The 17,983-nt window shown below is 66.8% G+C and carries 22 protein-coding genes; 7 read left to right on the top strand and 15 right to left on the bottom strand.

All coding sequences use genetic code 11. The features are described from left to right. Window positions 1–116 precede the first annotated feature (116 nt). Entirely contained in the window at window positions 117–677 is a 561-nt protein-coding gene (locus ACH13J_RS05840; protein ID WP_397542376.1) for a CIA30 family protein, read from the top strand. 18 nt (window positions 678–695) lie between these two features. Here ACH13J_RS05840 and ACH13J_RS05835 read toward each other — a convergent pair whose 3' ends face one another. Further along, on the bottom strand, window positions 696–923 hold the full coding sequence (locus tag ACH13J_RS05835) for a TFIIB-type zinc ribbon-containing protein (RefSeq protein WP_397542375.1): 228 nt from the start codon (window positions 921–923) through the stop codon (window positions 696–698). A gap of 106 nt (window positions 924–1,029) precedes the next feature. On the opposite strand from ACH13J_RS05835, the gene ACH13J_RS05830 reads away from it, so the two are divergent. Beyond that, window positions 1,030–1,539 carry a YdcF family protein gene (locus tag ACH13J_RS05830; RefSeq protein ID WP_397542374.1) on the top strand — a complete coding sequence of 170 codons (510 nt, stop codon included), beginning with the start codon at window positions 1,030–1,032 and terminating at the stop codon, window positions 1,537–1,539. Window positions 1,540–1,560: 21 nt separating this feature from the next. Here ACH13J_RS05830 and ACH13J_RS05825 read toward each other — a convergent pair whose 3' ends face one another. The 5 genes from ACH13J_RS05825 to ACH13J_RS05805 all read right to left on the bottom strand — a co-directional run bounded on the left by ACH13J_RS05825 (window position 1,561) and on the right by ACH13J_RS05805 (window position 3,757). Next, entirely contained in the window at window positions 1,561–1,998 is a 438-nt protein-coding gene (locus ACH13J_RS05825) for a hypothetical protein (RefSeq protein WP_397542373.1), read from the bottom strand. Further along, the gene (locus ACH13J_RS05820) at window positions 1,999–2,586 is read right to left on the bottom strand and encodes a rhodanese-like domain-containing protein (protein ID WP_397542372.1); all 588 of its coding nucleotides are present in this window, start codon (window positions 2,584–2,586) and stop codon (window positions 1,999–2,001) included. 35 nt (window positions 2,587–2,621) lie between these two features. Next, complete coding sequence (locus ACH13J_RS05815; RefSeq protein WP_397542371.1) at window positions 2,622–3,029, bottom strand: universal stress protein; 408 nt, start codon at window positions 3,027–3,029, stop codon at window positions 2,622–2,624. A 96-nt stretch (window positions 3,030–3,125) separates the two neighbouring features. After that, window positions 3,126–3,440: a DUF5665 domain-containing protein gene (locus ACH13J_RS05810; protein ID WP_397542370.1), complete on the bottom strand. Its 315-nt coding sequence runs from the start codon at window positions 3,438–3,440 to the stop codon at window positions 3,126–3,128. Continuing rightward, window positions 3,437–3,757 carry an antibiotic biosynthesis monooxygenase gene (locus ACH13J_RS05805; protein WP_397542369.1) on the bottom strand — a complete coding sequence of 107 codons (321 nt, stop codon included), beginning with the start codon at window positions 3,755–3,757 and terminating at the stop codon, window positions 3,437–3,439. The genes ACH13J_RS05810 and ACH13J_RS05805 overlap by 4 nt, the downstream gene beginning before the upstream one ends. 123 nt (window positions 3,758–3,880) lie before the next feature. Between ACH13J_RS05805 and ACH13J_RS05800 the strand changes: the two genes are divergently transcribed. After that, entirely contained in the window at window positions 3,881–4,528 is a 648-nt protein-coding gene (locus ACH13J_RS05800) for a hypothetical protein (protein WP_397542368.1), read from the top strand. 18 nt (window positions 4,529–4,546) lie between these two features. On the opposite strand, the gene ACH13J_RS05795 is transcribed toward ACH13J_RS05800, so the two are convergent. From ACH13J_RS05795 to ACH13J_RS05780, 4 genes are all read right to left on the bottom strand, one after another. Continuing rightward, a complete protein-coding gene (locus tag ACH13J_RS05795; protein WP_397542367.1) occupies window positions 4,547–6,838 on the bottom strand; it encodes a glycosyl hydrolase family 28-related protein in 2,292 nt (763 codons plus the stop codon). Window positions 6,839–7,026: 188 nt separating this feature from the next. Then, window positions 7,027–7,425: a DUF4864 domain-containing protein gene (locus ACH13J_RS05790; RefSeq protein ID WP_397542366.1), complete on the bottom strand. Its 399-nt coding sequence runs from the start codon at window positions 7,423–7,425 to the stop codon at window positions 7,027–7,029. Window positions 7,426–7,482: 57 nt separating this feature from the next. Then, entirely contained in the window at window positions 7,483–7,890 is a 408-nt protein-coding gene (locus ACH13J_RS05785) for a c-type cytochrome (protein ID WP_397542365.1), read from the bottom strand. Between the two features lie 14 nt (window positions 7,891–7,904). After that, the gene (locus tag ACH13J_RS05780) at window positions 7,905–8,300 is read right to left on the bottom strand and encodes a c-type cytochrome (RefSeq protein WP_397542364.1); all 396 of its coding nucleotides are present in this window, start codon (window positions 8,298–8,300) and stop codon (window positions 7,905–7,907) included. 161 nt (window positions 8,301–8,461) lie between these two features. Here ACH13J_RS05780 and ACH13J_RS05775 point away from each other — a divergent pair, with 161 nt between their 5' ends. Next, on the top strand, window positions 8,462–8,755 hold the full coding sequence (locus ACH13J_RS05775) for a hypothetical protein (protein WP_397542363.1): 294 nt from the start codon (window positions 8,462–8,464) through the stop codon (window positions 8,753–8,755). 6 nt (window positions 8,756–8,761) lie between these two features. Here the strand turns inward: ACH13J_RS05775 and ACH13J_RS05770 are convergent, their stop codons facing one another. The 5 genes from ACH13J_RS05770 to proS form a co-directional block, all read right to left on the bottom strand. Then, window positions 8,762–9,745 (bottom strand): Ldh family oxidoreductase, encoded by a 984-nt coding sequence (locus ACH13J_RS05770; RefSeq protein WP_397542362.1) that lies wholly within the window; start codon window positions 9,743–9,745, stop codon window positions 8,762–8,764. 110 nt (window positions 9,746–9,855) lie between these two features. After that, window positions 9,856–10,965, bottom strand: a complete 1,110-nt coding sequence (locus ACH13J_RS05765) for a TauD/TfdA family dioxygenase (protein WP_397542361.1) — start codon at window positions 10,963–10,965, stop codon at window positions 9,856–9,858. A gap of 192 nt (window positions 10,966–11,157) precedes the next feature. After that, window positions 11,158–11,841, bottom strand: coding sequence for an ATP-binding cassette domain-containing protein (locus ACH13J_RS05760; RefSeq protein WP_397542360.1), 684 nt, complete (start codon window positions 11,839–11,841; stop codon window positions 11,158–11,160). Continuing rightward, entirely contained in the window at window positions 11,834–13,123 is a 1,290-nt protein-coding gene (locus ACH13J_RS05755; RefSeq protein WP_397542359.1) for a lipoprotein-releasing ABC transporter permease subunit, read from the bottom strand. Before ACH13J_RS05755 ends, ACH13J_RS05760 begins: the two co-directional genes overlap by 8 nt. 70 nt (window positions 13,124–13,193) lie before the next feature. After that, window positions 13,194–14,591: a proline--tRNA ligase gene (proS, locus tag ACH13J_RS05750; protein WP_397542358.1), complete on the bottom strand. Its 1,398-nt coding sequence runs from the start codon at window positions 14,589–14,591 to the stop codon at window positions 13,194–13,196. Window positions 14,592–14,772: 181 nt separating this feature from the next. Between proS and ACH13J_RS05745 the strand changes: the two genes are divergently transcribed. From ACH13J_RS05745 to ACH13J_RS05735, 3 genes are all read left to right on the top strand, one after another. Next, window positions 14,773–16,137 (top strand): FAD-dependent oxidoreductase, encoded by a 1,365-nt coding sequence (locus ACH13J_RS05745; protein ID WP_397542357.1) that lies wholly within the window; start codon window positions 14,773–14,775, stop codon window positions 16,135–16,137. A gap of 99 nt (window positions 16,138–16,236) precedes the next feature. Further along, the gene (locus tag ACH13J_RS05740) at window positions 16,237–17,304 is read left to right on the top strand and encodes an AI-2E family transporter (RefSeq protein ID WP_397542356.1); all 1,068 of its coding nucleotides are present in this window, start codon (window positions 16,237–16,239) and stop codon (window positions 17,302–17,304) included. Beyond that, window positions 17,304–17,978, top strand: coding sequence for a chromosomal replication initiator DnaA (locus tag ACH13J_RS05735; RefSeq protein ID WP_397542355.1), 675 nt, complete (start codon window positions 17,304–17,306; stop codon window positions 17,976–17,978). The genes ACH13J_RS05740 and ACH13J_RS05735 overlap by 1 nt, the downstream gene beginning before the upstream one ends. Window positions 17,979–17,983 lie beyond the last annotated feature (5 nt).

Here is a 17,983-nt window from a genome sequence, read left to right as displayed (position 1 = left end):
TAACCCGGGAGATGTTCCACACGCCCCTTTGCATGGCAGACGCCGGCCGCCATGTTCCAACCCGCTTGCCGATTGACACAGGTTATGGCGCGCGGTCAGTCTGGCTGCAGATTATCATGATGAGACATGTCGCGAAAATTGCCATTATCAGCGCGCTGCTGGCCCTGAGTGCCGGCGCGGCGACGACGGGGCCCCGCATGACCGAGACCTTCGAGCACGAGCCGGACACGCGATGGCGTTTCTTCACCGATTCCGTGATGGGCGGGGCATCGCGCGGGCAGGTGGAGTTTCTCAGCCGTGGCGGCACAAGCTATGCCCGCATGACGGGCACGGTCAGCACGGAAAACAACGGTGGTTTCATCCAGATGCGGATGACGCTGCCAGAGGCGCCGCCACCCTCGACCCGGGGGATCAGGCTGGTGGCGCGGGGCAATGGCCAGCGCTATTTCGTGCATCTCCGCACACGGGGAACGGTCCTGCCCTGGCAATACTACCAGGCGGGTTTCGAGGTCACGCGCGACTGGGCCGAGTTCCGCCTGCCGCTGGCGCGCTTCACAGCGTCGGGCCGGCTTCTTCGCCCCACTCCTCAGGCTGGGAGCATCCAGTCCATCGGGGTCGTCGCCTTCGGCCGGGATCACGCCGCCGAGATCGAGCTGCGCGAGATCGGCATTTACTGAAGACGCGCCGGCAAGGGTCTAGAAATCGAACAGTTCTTCGAGGAACCCGCCGCGCTTCTTGCGCTTTCCACCGTACTTCGCGTCATCGTCCCGGCCGCCGGCTTCCGGCGCGGGGGCGGAGCGATCGATGATCTTGTCGAGTTCCCCCCGGTCCAGCCAGACACCCCGGCATTTCGGGCAGTAGTCGATCTCGACCCCGGCCCGTTCGGCGATCTGAAGCGTTTCTCCGTCTACCGGACATTGCATCGGCTGGTCTCCTTACGTGTTGCTGCCGTGTTGGAGACATGGGATGCCCCCGTGCCGGTGGCAAGGGGCGCTTGCACCAAAGCCGCGCATCGCTAGGCTCATCCCCGTGACAGAGGGCGACACCGATCAGACCGGGCGGGCAGTGGCACTGGTGCTGGGCGCGGCGGTGCGGACCGGCGGCCAGCCCTCCGCGGCGCTCAAGCGTCGGGCGCTTCACGCCGCGCGGCTCTACCGCCAGGGGGCGGTCTCGGTCATCCTGGCCAGCGGCGGCCCGCCCGGCGCCGAACCGTCGGAGGCCGAAGTGATCCGTTGCCTGTGCATGACCGCCGGCGTTGCCGATGCCGACATACTCGTCGAGGACCGCGCTGCCACTACCCGCGAGAACATCGCGAATGCCCTGCCGATACTGTCCGCGCACGCCCTGTCGCCGGTCTGGATCGTGACCGACAGGTACCATGCACGCAGGGCCCTGATGACGGCGCGGGCCTGCGGGCTGCGCGCGCGCACCTCATGCCCCGATCCCACCGGGGCGACGCCCTGGCGGCTGGCAAGGAGCCACCTGCGCGAAGCGGTCGCCATTGCCGTCTACAAGCTCTGCCACTGGCGCGGCCGGTGACCATGCGCGCCGGACACATGTTCAGCGCCCCACCGTCACCTCGACATACTGGCCAATATTGTCTCGCCCATAGATGCGCACCACCACGGTCGTGTCACCGCGCAGCAGGCCCTGCCGGGCGGCAGGGTCGATGCGGCCGTTCATGATCATCCGCTCCATCGCCGCGCGGTTGTTCATGTCGCCAAAGAACGGGTCCCACTCGTCACCGGGTTGCGAAATGCCGAAACGGTGGTAGTTCGCCCGGTCCTGCCGCAGAACCTGCCACGGCTCTGTCAGCCGTGCGCCGCGAGAGTTGTAGAGGTCGTCTTGGCCGATATAGGCGGCGTAGCTGCCGATGAGTTCCTGCGCCGAAAGCGGCCCGGCGAAAAGCACAATCACAGCGGCAAGCATAGCCCGAAAGACCCGCATCTCGTCCTCCTCCCCGTCCTTGCGGGCGCGACGCCACCGGGCGCGTGACATTCACTGCCCGGTCACGGTCAGCCCCAGAAGGCGCCAGACCTGCATCCCGCCCCTGTAATAGTGGATCTTCTCGGCCGGGTAGCCGGCGGCGATCATCCTGCGGATGGCCGAGGGCGACTGGCCACACCATGGCCCGTTGCAGAACAACGCCACCGGGCGCGCCTCGTCGCAGACGAAGCCCTCGAAATCCAGCACGCAACCGAGCTCGTCAAGGCGGTCGGGCGCCTCGGGATAGGGGATGTTCACCGCCCCCGGAATCGAGCCGCCGGCGAACCATTCGCGTGTGCGGCTGTCAACGACGATCGCCTCGGGGTCCTCCAGCATTTCCAGCAGCTCCAGCTCGCCGATGGTCGTCACCCCTTCCGCGGGGGTCATCGGCTGGATGCAGAACGGCGGGCACGGGCGCGAGGTCCGTGCCCAATCGCCGTCCAGCGCGTTCGCGTTGTCTTGCACGCGCCCGATCTCGGCCGGACCGTCCGGCGTGTCCACGGTGACGGTGGGCATGTCGGGCCGGATGTTCACCGGTTCCTGCGCCGTCGCCGCCGCCGCCAGCAGGGCGATGCCGGCGGCCAGAATCACGTTTCGCATTTCGTTCCTCCCTTGTTCGACACGGTTCACATCCTTCAGCGCACCACGTGCACCGCGCAGGGCGCGTGCCGCACGACCTGGCTGGCGGTGCTGCCCAGCAGGAGATCCTGCATGCCGGGGCGATGGCTGGCGATCACGATACAGTCGACATCGTTCTCACCAGCCCAGTCGAGGATCGTCCGCCCCGAATGCCCGTCGATGACCAGCCCGGTGGCATTGGGCAGCTTGTCGGCCATTTCGCCGAGCTCGGTCATGATGGCGTTGCGGCTTTCCTCGAGATACTCCGGCGGCATGTAGGATATCGCGTAGGACGGTATCTGCTCCATGACATGCAGGAGCGTGATCTGGCCGTCCTCGCCGACAAGACGGCGGGCGACCTCGACTGCGCCGGCGGCATCCCGGTCTTCGTCGAATGAAATGGGAACGAGGACATGGCTGTACATCTTGCAAGGGCCTTTCTTGGTTGGTTGAACACATCTTTTCACGGCGCGGCGCACGGCACATTGACCTGGATCAGCCAACTCCGCGCCGCCGGTCGTCTACTGTTCGGCCGCGGATTCCATCTGGCGGGCGATCTCGGCCGCCCACTCCCCGATTATGGGCAGGAACTCGACCTGCGACAGGGACCACGCCACCACCGACAGCAGCACCGAGGCACCCAAGACCGTACCAAGGCCGAACACCAGACCCCGGGCGAAATTGAAGGCCAGAACCCGCGGCAGCGAATCATGCATCCGGATGAAACCGTGAGAATTCAGCCGGGCCAGCTCGCGCCGTAACGCGCGCAACTCGCCCCGCACGTCCTCTGGTGCGGTTTCCGTCTCGGGGCGGCGCCTGTTTCGCAGCGAGCTCAATCGAATGTGGCGGCCACGTCGTACATGACCGGCTCGAAACTCTTGCACAGTTCGTTGATCCGCCGGTTGCGGCGGCGCATCTCGTCGCTGCGGAGCATGGCGAGGAAATCCTCTCGCCGCTCCCATTGCGAGTAGTTCGCGATGCGCGTCTGCGCGTCGTTCACATGAAGCCCCGCCGCGATGAAGCCGGGCTGCTGCGAGATGAACTCGTCATAGGCGGCGGTGAGTTCGTCGATGAGATCCTGGCAGGTTCCCGGCGTCATCTCGAATGTGGTGATGACGGTCTGACAACTCTTCGACTTGGAGATCGTGGGCATCCGCATTCCTCCTGTGACCCCAAGCCTAACAGCCCCGCCTGCCGGGGCAACGCCCAAATTGCCCATGCGTGCCCGCCCGGTGTTAACCTCCCGTTTACCACGCAGGGGCAGGATCAGCACGAGATGAACGTGTTACGCATTCTGGCCCCGCTTGTACTGATCGCCGCGCGCGCAGATGCCGGGGCATGGCCTCTGCCGGAGGGTGACTCACACCTCAGCTTTTCGGTCGAGGGCGACAGGGGTGACGGCACCGGCCTTTACTCCACGCTCTACGTCGAGCACGGGCTGGGCGGCGGGCGCACGGCCGGGGTCGACCTCGGCCTGTCCGAAACGGATGCGAACAAGGCGCTCGCATTCCTGCGGTGGCACGACCGGCCCGGTGACGGCGCCGCGACACGGCTGGCCTACGAAATCGGGATCGGCATGGTCGACGAGCAGGCGGCGCTGCGCCCGGGGGTTTCCGTCGGCCGGGGAATGGAGCTGGGGCAGAACGCCGGCTGGGTCGCGCTCGACGCCCGCGCGGTGGTGTTCGAGGAACTCGAGGGTCGGCTCGAGATGGACCTGACCGTGGGTGCTGACACGGGGGCGGACGACAAGTGGTTGGTGCAGGTGCAGATGGCGGCACCCGGTGACGCCTCCCCCTACGTCAAGCTGGCGCCCAGCTACGCCTTCGAACGGTCGGGGGGCCGCCACATCCTCCTCGGGGTGACGGCCGGGATCGTCGGTTTCGATGACGTCAAGCTCAACCTCGGGCTATGGCAAGGTTTCTGAGATCACCCGCCCCTCGGGTCAAACCGGGTTATCGATCCGCAGGCGCAACGTGACGGCGCCTTCGACCGCCTTTTCCCAATATAGCCGCGCCCAGTCGTTGTTCGGGCCCTGTTGCGCCCTGTAGTAGGGCATCCCGAAATACGTCTCGCCGTTGTTGTCGCGGATCGGCCCCTGCGGCACGACGGACTCCACCGTCCGGACCCACCCGTTGAATGGCAGCTTTGGAAACGGTTGCACGATCCAGACGGGCTGGGGGCTGGCCTCGGAATGCGTCATCACCAGCGGGCTCTCGACGGGCGTTTCCACGTTGTTGAACGCGTTGTTGGCAAAGGTGATGTTCCGGAACCGGCTGAAATCCAGCTCGGCAAAGCTGGTGTCGATCTGCTCGACCCGCCCGATGTTGCCGGCGATCAGGCGAAAGCTGTTTCCCGTCACCGTCAGCCCGGTGATGAAATGCCCGGTCCCGTACGGTTTCACGACAAGGAAGCGGAACGACGGCGCCGCGCCGATGGCGAGGAAATTGTTGCCGGTGATGCTCATCTGGCTGAACGAGAACTCGCTGGAGAACGCCGGCGCCTCGTCATGCTCGTTGGTCCACTCGATCGAGCAGTTGTCGATGTAGTTGTTGCCGATCGTGGCGCGCGAGTTGGTATGCGCCATCACGATCCCTGCCGTGCGCGGGCCGGGGTCCGCGTTGTCGCCCTGGAAGATGTGATTGCCCAGGATCACCGAACTGGTGCCGCCGATCACCGCGAAATGGCGGAAGAAGGGGGCGCGGTTGTCGCGGATCTTGACGTCGTTGCCGTTGGTGTTCAGCGCGACCGATTGCCGGTCCGGCACCAGAAGGCTCGTCTCGTTGGACAGGAACTGGCAGCGATCGACCATCATCCCCTGGCACCCCTCTCCGGGGCTGGACACGCCCCGCTCGCGCGGGCGCGTGATCCAGCAATCGCGCAGATGAAACCCAACGCCCCGTGGCGCCAGCAGGATCGCGTTGCAATGGCCGCGGCACAGGAAATCCACGTCGGCGATGGCGAATTTCGAGAGCTTCTCGAAGCCGCTGAAATCCAGCATGTACTTGAACCGGCGGAAGGTGTAGCCCTGCGTGCCCTGCGCGTCATAAAGCGGGCGGCTCAGCTCCAGCGTCTCGGCCCCCACGTTGCGCGAGCGGACATACACCTCGCGCCCCACGCCCGGCGCCTCGACCAGCGCCCCGACCGGCACGTTGGCGACATTGGCGACATTGCGCAGCTCGAACGGCATATCCGGATCATAGGTGGCCTGCGACGTCACCGTCTCGGTATCCCAGTTCGCGCCCGGCACCGCCGAGAACTGTCCGTTGGTGATGACCCGTCGCTGGGAAAAGTTGCTCACCCCCGGCGCGGCCGAACCCAGGTCGACGGGTTCGCGCAGGTCGACCTTGCGGCCCGCCAGATCCAGCTCGACGTGATCGGGACCGGTCACGAGCGACTGGAACGCCTTGCGGAACGCCAATTCGCCGTCACCGAATGCGTCGATATAGCCGGGCAGGTCGAAATTGCGGTTCAGCGTCAGAACCTTGTCATCCGGCATCGTCACCGTACCATCGAACCGGGCGCGGTTCTGCAGCGTCACGCTGTCGCCAAGGAAATACGTGCCTTCCGGCACCAGCACGTCGCGCCCGGCCGCGGCGGCATCGGCCGCCTCGAAGGCCGGCGCGTCATCGGTCACGCCATCGCCCAAGGCCCCGAAATCACGCACGTCGACGACGCTGAGCATGTCGCGCAGGAAAAAACGCGTGACATCCTCGATCACGATGTCGTCAACCCGTACCACGCCACCGTTGGGGCCCGTCAGGTCCAGCCCGAGATGGCCGTAGGCCGTCGTCGTCCCCCACGGCATATCCACGCCCTCGCGCGCGCCCGATCCCACGATCGCCGCCACCTCGACGACCTCGCCATAGGCGGTCAGCGCCACGGACGGCCCGGTTTCGGTCAGGCCGGGCACGTGTGTTCCGCCCGAATCCCCGGCCCATCCGGCGATGCGCACATCAGGCAACGCGCCGCTGAGCGCCTTCACCCGCGCTTTCACGCGCAGGTAACAGCCAGGGATGAGCGGCGTCTGCCCCATGAAGCGCAGCCGCATCGTGTTCTGCGACTTCAACAACTCCAGCGCCCCGCCGAAATCGGCGTCCGACGGCACGAACGCCGCGTCGGCGGAGTTGTCGTAGGTGTCCGAGCCCGGCGTGCCGTTGCCGCTCGACCAGACGTCCAGCCCGTCCGCGAATGGCGGCGGCATGAAACTGATGCCATCGGTTATTGCCTTGTTCATCGCATTCCCTTTCCGCATCCGCGGCGCGAACGGCCAGCCCGGATGTCACGATTTGCACTCGTCCCGGCGGACGGCGCCGCCGGCGGAAAAGGGAAGTACGAAGGGCCGGTTAAGGCTTGTTCAGCCCGGCGCGCGGCCCCGGCGCAACACGCGGTCGCCCGTTTGTCCGCATGCCGCGATCGGGCGGGTCAGGCCGTGCCGGCAGGTGCCTTGCGCACGCGCACCGCGTTGATCAGCCACCGCCCCCGGTCCTGCACCATCTGGTATTCCAGGATGTGCAGCGCGCCGTCCCCGTCACGGATCAGCACGTTCTGCCACAGACCCCGTGGCCTTTGCTCGACGGACAGGAATTCCACCTCGGCCGGGCGCCAGACCATCGGGTAGCCCTGCCGAACCATCTGGCCGAACCGCTCCGGCGTGCGGAACAAACGCCGTATCGTCGGGCTGGCATAGGTGAAGGCCCGTTCGAAATCGTCCTGTTGAAAGGCGTCGATCTGCTCCGAGATGACGCGCTGGATGTCCTCGTTGGCCGCGGCCGGCAGCGCCAGCAATAGCGGAAAGAGGATAGCGGCAATGTAGCGTCCCATGACATACCTCCTGCGGGTCATGCGCACGGCGTCCCCCGCCGGATCAATATTCGCGCCTCAGTTGCCCTGGATCGCTTCGAGATAGGCCACCAGATCGGCCACGACGCCGCTGGTGCGGATCTTCTCGCCATCCTTGGTCTCCAGCCGGATGCGCCCGCCTTCGCGGAAGAAATCGCCGTAGACCGGCATCTCGCTGCCATGAGACACCAGCGGGTCACGGCCGTCGATCCTTTCGACCACGCGCCTGAGCGGGAACACGCCCCCATTCTCCTCCGACAGAACGGTCAGATCCTCGGGAGGCACCATCAACACGGGTCGCATGGGGCCGTTGCCATCGGCGTCCTCGCCGTGGCAACTGGAACAGTAGCGCCAGTACGTCTCGCGCCCAGCCTGGATGTCGGCGTCGGCCAAAGCCGGCGCTGCCACGACAAGCGCCGCCAGCGCGGTCCACAGCTGCTTGACCATGTCTGTCCTCCTCCTCACTCCTGGATCGACTCCAGGTAATGCGCCAACGACAAAAGGCCGATGGGCGTTTCGATCCGCGTGCCGTACTCATCCCGCCACATCACGGTCGGACCTGCAAGTACCGTCCCGAATTCGGGCATCACCTCGGCCCGGCCCTCGTAGCCGTGCACCTTGGCCATGACATCGCTCCACGGGAACGCGCCATCATTACGCCCCGCGAGACCGGTCAGGTCCGCCGGCTGCATCGGCAGGTGATCCGCGAGAACACCCCCGCCGCGGCCATCAAGGCCGTGACAGACGGCGCAGTTCTCGGTGTAGAGCACCTTGCCACGGGCCACGTCCGGCGGGCTCTTCACGGCACACGCCACGAGCATAGGTGTCAAAATGACCGCGGCCCAGCCAAGCTTCATACCGTCCTCCATCCCGTCCGGTACCAGCTAAGCAGGCCCGACCGACCGGACCTTGATCTCGATCATGCAACCCGTGGCCCCCGTACCATTTCTTGACACGCAAGGGTTTGAAACTTGTCCCCGCGAACGCCAGATTATGACGCGCAAGGAGGATTGCGATCATGACACCCGTTCCGACACGCCGCGCGCTCATCGCCTGGGTCATGCTGGCCACGCTGCCGGCGACCGCGCTGACCGCACAGGATCTCGAGGAGCCCGACCCGAGCGACCTCGTTCCGCGCCGCTTCAGCGTCGAGGCATTCCGCAACCTTACGGAAACGGAAATCTACGACGTCCATCTGGCCATACGGCGCGGTCGCCGCATCCTGATAGAGGGCTATACCGCAAGCGAAAGCCGCGAGATCATCCAGCGGGCCGCGCGCAACTGGCCGCGTACACGCCGGCAACTGCGCTGATGCGCGTCAGAGGCCTGCCAGGTCCCGCGCCTGCGCCCACGCCGCATCATCCAGTTCCGCGGGGTTCGACGGCGCGCGCCCCTGCCCCGGCATCCGCGCGCCCTCGTCCCGTGCCACCGCGCCGGCCACCCGCGCCAACCGGTCATGGAACGCCCCCTCCGAGACACCGGGATCCATCAGCAGGTAGTAATCGCCGATGTCGTGCGGGTCGCCTTCCGGGGCCTTGAGCGGTTCGATGTCGGCGCTTGCGCGGCTCCCGGTCATGCCCGCGGCCAGCAGTTCGCACATCAGCCCGAACCCCCATCCCTTGTAGCCGCCCATACTGACAAGTGACCCGCCGAGCGCCGCCTCGGGGTCGGTGGTTGGCCGACCTTCGGCATCCACCGCCCAGCCCTCGGGGATCGGATCGCCCGCCGCCTTGGCCATGGTGATCTTGCCCAGGGCGACCGTCGTGGTGGACTGATCGAACAGCATGGCCACGCCACCTGCCCCGTCGGGCACCGCGAACGAGATCGGGTTGGTGCCAATCACCCGCGTCTTTCCGCCCGGCGGGGCGACGATGGGCGAGGCATTGGTCATTCCAAGCGCGATCAGCCCCTCGCGGGCAATCCGGTCGGTGAAGTACCCAAGCGAGGTGCAGGTGTGGGCATGCGCGATGGCAAGGCTCGCCACCCCGCATTCCCGGGCCGCCGCCACCGCGTCCGGCAGGCCCCGGGCAAAGGCGGGCTGGGCGAAACCGAACTGCGCGTCCACCACCACGGCGCCGGGGCGCGGCCGGCTCACCTGCGGCTCGACCGCGCCCTTGACCCGGCCGTTGGTCAACTGCCGGCAATAGCTTTCGAGGTAGTACAGACCGCAGATGCGGTTGCCCAACCCTTCGGCCTGCGCCACGGCGCGGGCGACCTCCTCGGCCACCCAGAGTGCTGCGCCGTGACGCGTCAATGCCGCGCCCGTGACGCGTTCGATCTCTTCCAGCGGTACCGCGACCATGCCGATCTCCTTTTGGCGGGGTCTCGGCAGGTTGGGCATCCGCGTCCGCAAGGTCAATTCAAACCTTCTGAACCTTGCTTCAGCATGCGCGCAACGCCGTGCGCACCGGGTCAGCCCGCCTGCGCAAGCACCCGCAGCCGGCTGTCGAACTCGCCCCGATCGACGTAACAGCCATGCAGGTGGCGCGCGCCGGTCGACGGGTCGAACGCCGCCCGTCCGTGCAGAACGCGCCGGTTGTCGAAAACCGCCATTTCGCCCGCGTTCAGCATCAGCGTAACCTGGTAGGCCGGGTCGCGCGTCATCCCCATGAAGGCCCGGTAGGCGCGGTAATACGCCTGCAGCACCTCGGGGTCCATGTCGAACACCGCAGCGAGGTGCGCGTTGTAGCAGATCTCGCTCACCGCGCCGGTGTCGTCCAACGTGATGACGTACTGGCGGCGGCGAATGTCGTGGCTGTCATCGTGAAACCGGAACGGCACCGACACGGTGCTGAGCAGCTCGAACGCCTCGGGGTCGGCCACACGCAGATCCTCGGCCATGGCAACGCCGTCTGCAAAGACCGATCCGCCGCCCTCGGCCGCGTTGACGAGACAGTGCAGGAACTGCCAGCCCGGCGGCAGCTCCTGGTTGGCCAGATCGGTGTGCAGCGGCAGCGCGTCGGCGGTGTAGGCGAGGTTGTTCGGCGCCTTCTTGGATTTCACCTGGAAGGTCCGTCCAAAGTTCGTCTCGCGTAGGAAGCCGATGCGCCGCGCGACGTCCATGCCGGCCTCCGTGCTGTCGGCCAGCCCCTGCACGATTGACAGGCCGCGGGCGCGCGTGCGCCTCAGCCAGTCGGCAAGCGCGGCATCGGACTCCAGCAATTCCTGCGCCTCGGCGCGCGGGATCGCCGCCGCCCCGGACGCCGCCCGCCAGATCACCGGCTCTACGTCCGCGGGATCGGTCACGGGGCGGCCGGGCACATGCGCCTTGAGCCAGTCGAGGTCGAAACGGCTGCGCGCGCCATCGGGCCATTCCAGCAAGAGCGCCCCGGCGTCAACAAAAGCACTCTTGGGTGCGATGTCGGACGGCACGCCCAGCAGGTCGAAAACCCGCTCGCGCGTTTCCGGGTGAAAGCCCTCGGGGGCGTTGTCACGCAGCCAGATATGCGGAAACCGGCCGCGCGTTCCGTCGGGCCAGCACAGCTCGACCATGCCGGCCTCGGCAAGTATTTGGACATCCATGGTAAAATCCTTGGTCTTCGGGTGTGTCAGTCATGCGAATTGCGGGCGGTCCGCCGCGGCGGCGGCCACCAGTCATGGATCTTCGCATGCGGCGCACCCGGAGAGCGGCCAAGGATCGGGCACATTTGGATCAACCTTCGTTATGCCGCTGCCGATCATGGCGCGAGTCGAGCCGCGGCACAAGCAGAGGGGTCAGCCCGCGACCACCCGTCCGGCATCCAGCTTGACCACCCGGTCCATCCGTGCCGCCAGGTCGAGGTTGTGCGTGGCGATGAGCGCCGCAAGCCCGGTGTCGCGGACCAGCTCCACCAGCGTGTCGAAAACCTTGTCCGATGTGGCGGGATCGAGGTTTCCGGTGGGCTCGTCGGCCAGCAACAGCCGCGGCCGGTTGGCCAGCGCGCGGCAGAAGGCCACGCGCTGCTGCTCGCCCCCCGACATCGCGGACGGGCGGTGGCCCGCCCGGTCGGCAATGCCCACGCGATCCAGCAGGTCGCGGGCCCGTGCTGCCGCCGCCGACCGTGTTGCGCCGTCGGCGAGTTGTGGCAGAACGATATTCTCCTCGGCAGAGAATTCCGGCAGCAGGTGATGAAACTGGTAGACGAAGCCGACCTCGCGCCGGCGGGCGATGGTGCGGCGACGGTCGGACAGGCCCGACATGTCCTCGCCGCCGATCTCGACCTTGCCGGAATCGGGGACATCCAGCAGACCGGCGATGTGCAGCAGCGTTGACTTGCCCGCGCCCGAAGGCGCCACCAGCGCCACCATTTCCCCCGTCGCAAGCGACAGCTCGGCACCGCGCAGCACGCGCACTTCGCCCTTCTGGCCACGGTTGTAGACCTTCTCGATCCCCGACAGGTGCAGCATCGCTTCATTCATAGCGCAACGCCTCCACCGGGTTCATCCGCGCCGCCCGACGGGCAGGAAAGATGGTGACGACAAAGCTCAGCCCGAGCGACAGCGCCACCGCCGCGCCCACGTCGCGAAGCTCCAGCTTCGCCGGCAGGTGATAGATGCCGCGGATCGACGGATCCCAGACCTGCCCGCCCATCATGACGTTCACGAAAGAAAATATCGGGTCGATGTAGACGGCGAACAGGCACCCCAGCACCACCCCGCAAACCGTGCCGATCAGACCCGTGAACGCCCCGCAGATGAAGAAGACGCGCAGCACCGCCCCCTCCGTGAGCCCCATGGTGCGCAGGATGCCAATGTCGCGCCCCTTGTTCTTGACCAGCATGATCAGGCCGCTGGTGATGTTCATCGCCGCGATCAGCACGAGGATCGACAGGATCACGAACATCACGTTGTCCTCGACCTCCAGCGCCCGCAGGAAGCCGCCCGAGGCGTCCTTCCATGTCCAGACCTGCGCCCGCGCGCCCGCCGCCGCCATGATGTCGAGCGCCATCGCCTCGACCTTCTCTGGCGTGTCGACCATCACCTCCAGCTCATCGGCGCGCCCCTCCCGGTTGAAGAAGCTCTGCGCCTCCTCGAAGGGCAGGTAGACGCGCACGCGGTCGATGTCATAGCGGCCCGCCCGGAAGATGTAGACGACATCATAGGCGTTGACCCGCGGGCTGGTGCCGAACGCCGTCTTGACGCCGTTGGGCGAGATCAGCTTGAGGCTGTCGCCCACGCCCACGTTCAACTCTCGCGCAACCCCCGCGCCGATAGCGATCCCGCGGGGGAAGCTGCCCAGGTCACCGCGCGCCGTCTCGGGGTCGGCGATCCGCGGAATGGTTTGCAGGTCTTCCGGCGCGATCCCGAACACCTCCACCCCGGTATTGCGGTCGCGCGCCGTGGCCATCACCTGCCCCTTGACGAGCGGCGCCACCCGCGTCACCCCCGGCACGTCGCGCACACGCTCGGCCATCGCGCGGAAATCCTCTATGGTACGGTCGATCCGTCCGCTTTGCGGATCGGCCTTGCCCGCGTTGTAGACGGTGACATGCGCGTTGGCGCCAAGGATCGTGTCCACGAATTCCGCCCGAAAGCCCGACCTGACCGACAGCGTGGCGATCAGCGCGAACACCGCCAGCGTGATGCCGACAAGGCTGATCCATGTCATGACGGACACGCCACCCTCGGCCCGCTTGGCCCGCAGGTAGCGCCAGGCGATCATCCATTCGAAGCGTGCAAAGGGGGCGGGGCTGGCGGCCACGGGAAACCTCGGGGTCAGGGGGCCATATGAACGGCGACGTCAGGTCCGGAGCGCGCGGTCACGGGGCACCTTACATCCACGTGTGGAACGCCCGCTTGGCCATGGGTTCCACCCTCTTCACATGGGGATGATGCGGCGCGTATATCGCCGCGACCTTCTCCACCGCCTTTTCCGGGGGGAGCTCTTCGCTCTCGCCGGTCCGGCGGCTGGTAAGTTCCACCACCCCGTTCTTCAGCCCCCGCGGACCGACCGTGATCCGCCAAGGCAGGCCGATCAGATCCATCGTGGCGAACTTGCCGCCCGCGCGCTCGTCTGTATCGTCGTAAAGCGGCTCCAGCCCGAGATCCTCGATCGCCTTGTACATCTGCTCGCATGCCGCGTCCGCGGCGCTGTCGCCCTGCTTGAGGTTCACGATCCCCACATGGAACGGCGTCACCCCCTCGGGCCAGACGATGCCCTTGTCGTCGTGGCTGGCCTCGATGATCGCGCCGACAAGCCGGCTGACGCCGATGCCGTGGCTGCCCATGTGCACGGGCACCGTGTTGCCGTCCCGGTCCTGCACGGTCGCCCCCATCGGCTCGGAGTACTTGGTGCCGAAATAGAAGATCTGGCCCACCTCGATGCCGCGCCCGTGCCGGCGCCGCTCCTGGGGAACACGCTCTTGGAATATCGCCTCGTCGTGGGTGTCATCGGTGCGGGCGTAGCGGCTGGTGAATTCCTCCATAACCGCCTGGCACTGATCCACGCTGTCGTAATCGATGTCGCGGTCGCCGAACTTCAGCTCGGTGATCTCGCTGTCATAGAACACCTCGGACTCGCCGGTCTCGGCCAACACGAGGAACTCGTGCGTGTCGTCGCCGCCGATGGGTCCGCTTTCCGCGCGCATCGGGATCGCCTGCAGCCCCATCCGCTCGTAGGTGCGCAGGTAACTCACGAGATGGCGGTTGTAGGCGTGCAACGCGTCCTCCCGCGTGAGGTCGAAATTGTAGCCGTCCTTCATCAGGAATTCGCGCCCGCGCATCACGCCGAAGCGGGGGCGGACCTCGTCGCGGAACTTCCACTGGATCTGGTAGAGCGTGAGCGGCAGATCACGGTAGCTGCCCACATGGGCGCGGAAGATATCGGTGACCAGCTCCTCGGCCGTCGGGGTATACAGCATGTCCCGGCCGTGCCGGTCCTGCATGCGCAGCATTTCCTCGCCGTAGTCGTCATACCGCCCGCTCTCTCGCCACAGATCGGCCGATTGCAGCACGGGCATCTGGATCGCGATATGCCCGGCGCGTGCCTGCTCCTCGTGAACGATATTCTCGATCTTGCGCATCACCTTGAAGCCCAGAGGCAGCCACGAGTAGATGCCGGCGGCGGCCTGCTTGATCATCCCCGCCCGCAGCATCAGCCGGTGGCTGGCGACCTGCGCCTCGGCGGGGTTTTCCTTGAGCACGGGCAGAAAGTAACGGGACAGGCGCATTTCGGGCTCTCTTCAGCTCTTGTCATCAGGGGTGCGTCCCCGGCGGTCTAAGCCATTGCCGCGGCGCAGGCAATCGGACAATGGGGAACGCCGTGGCGCACGGCGTTTTCTTGATTGACCCGCCGATCAAAAACCAGCACCCATCGCACGCACCCCACCCACGGCACAGGGAGACCACGCGATGACAGGCGCCATTCACGAACCGGCCCGCGAAACCCCGGTTATCCACCGCACCGATGTTCTTGTCGTGGGGTCCGGCCCCGGCGGATTGTCGGCCGCGCTGGCGGCGGCGCGGGCGGGCGCCGAGGTCACGCTGCTGGAACGCTTCGGCTGCATGGGCGGAAACATCACCGCCGTGGGGGTCGAGGGCTTCGCGTGGTACCGTCACGAGGCCACGGTGGAGGCCGGCGGCATCGGGCGCGAGTTCGAGGACCGGGCCAAGGCCATGGGCGCGGCCGTCCCGGAAAGCCAGTCTCTCAGCTACGAGCTGGACAGCGAGGGATTCAAGCTCGTCGCCGACCGGCTGGTGGAGGAGGCGGGCGTTCAGCCGATGCTGCACCGCCAGTTCGTTGCCCCGGTACGGAACGGCGACGCCATCGCCGGGGTCATCGTCGAATCGAAAGCCGGGCGCGAGGCCATCCTCGCCAAGCGCGTGATCGACGCGACCGGAGATGCCGACGTGGCGCACGCCATGGGGGCGCCCTGCCGAAAGACGCCGGTCGAGGAGATGCAGGCTGCCTCGGTCATGTTCCACATCGCGGGCGTGGACAAGGCCGCGTTCCTGCGCGGGGTCAAGGACGATCCGCAAACCTACGCCGACTGGTCCACCGGCGAATGGCAGGTCGAGACCGACGGCAAGGAGGACGAGCTCTACTCGCCGTTCCTCGGCAAGCCGTTCGCCCAGGCCATCCGCGACGGGGTCATCCCGGCGCATCTGAACACCATCGGGGGGACGTGGGGCGCCGTCCACGATTCGGGCGAGATGACCTACATGAACCTCATTCATCTTGCCGGCTGCGACGGCACCGACCCTGACAGCCTCACCCGCTTCGAGATCGAGGGGCGCAGGCAGGCCATGATGGCCATCGACGCGCTGCGCGCCTACACGCCGGGCTGCGACGCGGCGCGGCTGCGCAATTTCGGCATGACCATAGGTATCCGCGACACGCGCAAGATCGACGCCGCCTACAACATGACCGAACAGGACGCGCGCGATCAGGGCCGGTTCGAGGACACGATCGGCATCTACCCCGAGTTCATCGACGGCTACGGTGTCCTGATCCTGCCCACTACCGGGCGTTACATGCAGATCCCCTACCGTGCCATGCTGCCCCGCGGCGTCGAGAACCTCCTCGTCACGGGGCGGGCCATCGGCGGCGACCGGATCGCACACGCCGCCACGCGCAACATGGCCTGCTGCGCGGTTGCCGGACAGGGCGCCGGCGTGGCGGCGGCCCTGTCCCTGCGGGACCGGCGCGCGCCCGACGCGGTCGACATCGCCGCCGTGCAGGCAGAGCTGGACCGGCAGGGCGTGCGCGTTCACTGACACTTCCAACGACACACCATCGCCGCCATGCGCGGCCAAGCCTTGCAACCCGGCCGCGCATGGGCAATGTGTTGGTGGCGACACAGCAAAGGCGTCCGAATGGCATTGCCCGCCGAGAAACAACTGAAATACTGGGGCATCGCGTGCGCCGTGTTCCTCGTGGCGATGTGGTTCCTCGGCGACGTGATCCTGCCCTTCGTGATGGGCGGGGCGATTGCCTATTTCCTGGACCCCGTCGCGGACCGGCTGCAACGCATGGGGGCGTCCCGGGCGGTGGCGGTGACACTGATCACGCTCGTGACCGTGCTGATCTTCGTGATCATGGCCCTTCTCGTCATCCCCACGCTGATCAACCAGACGATCACGCTGTTCAACACCGTGCCGCAGCTCTTCCAGGATCTGCAGGGCTTCCTGACCGAGCGCTTCCCGCAGATCGTCGACGAGGATTCCACCCTGCGCAAATCCCTGATATCGCTAGGGGAAACGATCCGCAGCAAGGGCGGGCAGGTCTTGCAGGGCGTGCTGAACTCGGCCGCCTCGGTCATCAACATCATGGTCATCGTGGTGGTGGTGCCGGTCGTGGCCTTCTACCTGCTCTACGACTGGGACAGGATGGTGGGCGAAATCGACACGCTTCTGCCGCGCGACCACGCGCCGGTGATACGCCACCTCGCGCGCGAGATCGATACCGTGCTTGCCGGGTTCGTGCGCGGCATGGGCACGGTCTGCCTGATCCTTGGCACCTACTACGCCGTGGCGCTGATGCTGGTTGGATTGCAGTTCGGGCTGGTCGTCGGGGCAGTGGCGGGCCTGATCACCTTCATTCCCTATGTCGGCGCCCTCTTCGGGGGGGCGCTGGCCATCGGGCTGGCGTTGTTCCAGTTCTGGGGCGAGTGGCTGAACATCGGCCTTGTCGCCGGCATATTCGTTCTGGGCCAGGTCGCTGAGGGCAACTTTCTCACCCCCAAGCTGGTGGGCGGGTCGGTCGGGCTGCACCCGGTCTGGCTGATCTTCGCGCTGTCGGTCTTCGGCGCGCTTTTCGGATTCGTGGGAATGCTCGTCGCGGTACCCGTCGCCGCCGCCATCGGCGTGCTGACACGCTTTGCCGTGTCGCAGTACAAGGACAGCCGCCTGTACCGCGGAATCTCTGAGAAAGACACAGAGTGATGCCCCAGCAGCTGAGCTTCGACCTCCCGGCGCGTCCCGCGCTCGGGCGCGAGGATTTCTTCGTCTCGCCGGCCAATGCCGACGCCGTGGCGATGATCGAGCAATGGCAGGGCTGGCCGGCGCGCAAGCTCGTGCTCGTCGGGCCCCCGGGCGCGGGCAAGACCCATCTGGCCCATGTCTGGGCGGCGCTCAGCGGCGCCGAGATCATCCCGGCCCGTGACGTGGCAGCAGCCGACATACCCCGTCTCGCCAGCGCGCCGGTTGCGGTCGAGGACTGCGATACAATCGCCGGCGACGCGCCCGCCGAGGATGCGCTTTTCCACCTGCACAACCTCGCGCTGGCGGAAGGGCAGGCCATGCTATTCACCGCCAGCGCCCCGCCCAACCGCTGGCCGCTCGCCCTGCCCGATCTGGCCAGCCGCATGCAGGGCACCCCTGCCGTGCGCATCGCCCCGCCGGATGACCAGCTGCTCGCCGCCGTGATGATGAAGCTTTTCTCCGACCGCCAGCTCGTGCCAAGGCCGTCCACCATCCCCTATCTCGTCCGCCGCATGGACCGTTCGTTCGGGGCCGCCCGCGACATCGTCGACCGGCTGGACCGCGCGGCGCTCGCCACGCGCCGGCCCGTCACGCAGGCACTCGCGCGTGAGTTGCTGGACAAGACGGCCCCGTGACGGCA

The organism is Roseovarius salis (assembly GCF_044472985.1).
Classification (GTDB): domain Bacteria; phylum Pseudomonadota; class Alphaproteobacteria; order Rhodobacterales; family Rhodobacteraceae; genus Roseovarius; species Roseovarius salis.
Note: the sequence above shows the minus strand (reverse complement) of the source record. Positions and strands in the feature narration are given on the sequence as shown.

What these genes read in the sequence shown, in the direction of transcription:
- ACH13J_RS05840 (WP_397542376.1), top strand. Translation starts at nt 117, where the DNA reads ATGATGAGACATGTCGCGAAAATTGCCATTATCAGCGCGCTGCTGGCC.
- ACH13J_RS05835 (WP_397542375.1), bottom strand. Translation starts at nt 923, where the DNA reads ATGCAATGTCCGGTAGACGGAGAAACGCTTCAGATCGCCGAACGGGCC.
- ACH13J_RS05825 (WP_397542373.1), bottom strand. Translation starts at nt 1,998, where the DNA reads ATGTCACGCGCCCGGTGGCGTCGCGCCCGCAAGGACGGGGAGGAGGAC.
- ACH13J_RS05820 (WP_397542372.1), bottom strand. Translation starts at nt 2,586, where the DNA reads ATGCGAAACGTGATTCTGGCCGCCGGCATCGCCCTGCTGGCGGCGGCG.
- ACH13J_RS05815 (WP_397542371.1), bottom strand. Translation starts at nt 3,029, where the DNA reads ATGTACAGCCATGTCCTCGTTCCCATTTCATTCGACGAAGACCGGGAT.
- ACH13J_RS05805 (WP_397542369.1), bottom strand. Translation starts at nt 3,757, where the DNA reads ATGCCCACGATCTCCAAGTCGAAGAGTTGTCAGACCGTCATCACCACA.
- ACH13J_RS05800 (WP_397542368.1), top strand. Translation starts at nt 3,881, where the DNA reads ATGAACGTGTTACGCATTCTGGCCCCGCTTGTACTGATCGCCGCGCGC.
- ACH13J_RS05795 (WP_397542367.1), bottom strand. Translation starts at nt 6,838, where the DNA reads ATGAACAAGGCAATAACCGATGGCATCAGTTTCATGCCGCCGCCATTC.
- ACH13J_RS05790 (WP_397542366.1), bottom strand. Translation starts at nt 7,425, where the DNA reads ATGGGACGCTACATTGCCGCTATCCTCTTTCCGCTATTGCTGGCGCTG.
- ACH13J_RS05785 (WP_397542365.1), bottom strand. Translation starts at nt 7,890, where the DNA reads ATGGTCAAGCAGCTGTGGACCGCGCTGGCGGCGCTTGTCGTGGCAGCG.
- ACH13J_RS05780 (WP_397542364.1), bottom strand. Translation starts at nt 8,300, where the DNA reads ATGAAGCTTGGCTGGGCCGCGGTCATTTTGACACCTATGCTCGTGGCG.
- ACH13J_RS05775 (WP_397542363.1), top strand. Translation starts at nt 8,462, where the DNA reads ATGACACCCGTTCCGACACGCCGCGCGCTCATCGCCTGGGTCATGCTG.
- ACH13J_RS05770 (WP_397542362.1), bottom strand. Translation starts at nt 9,745, where the DNA reads ATGGTCGCGGTACCGCTGGAAGAGATCGAACGCGTCACGGGCGCGGCA.
- ACH13J_RS05765 (WP_397542361.1), bottom strand. Translation starts at nt 10,965, where the DNA reads ATGGATGTCCAAATACTTGCCGAGGCCGGCATGGTCGAGCTGTGCTGG.
- ACH13J_RS05760 (WP_397542360.1), bottom strand. Translation starts at nt 11,841, where the DNA reads ATGAATGAAGCGATGCTGCACCTGTCGGGGATCGAGAAGGTCTACAAC.
- proS (WP_397542358.1), bottom strand. Translation starts at nt 14,591, where the DNA reads ATGCGCCTGTCCCGTTACTTTCTGCCCGTGCTCAAGGAAAACCCCGCC.
- ACH13J_RS05745 (WP_397542357.1), top strand. Translation starts at nt 14,773, where the DNA reads ATGACAGGCGCCATTCACGAACCGGCCCGCGAAACCCCGGTTATCCAC.
- ACH13J_RS05740 (WP_397542356.1), top strand. Translation starts at nt 16,237, where the DNA reads ATGGCATTGCCCGCCGAGAAACAACTGAAATACTGGGGCATCGCGTGC.
- ACH13J_RS05735 (WP_397542355.1), top strand. Translation starts at nt 17,304, where the DNA reads ATGCCCCAGCAGCTGAGCTTCGACCTCCCGGCGCGTCCCGCGCTCGGG.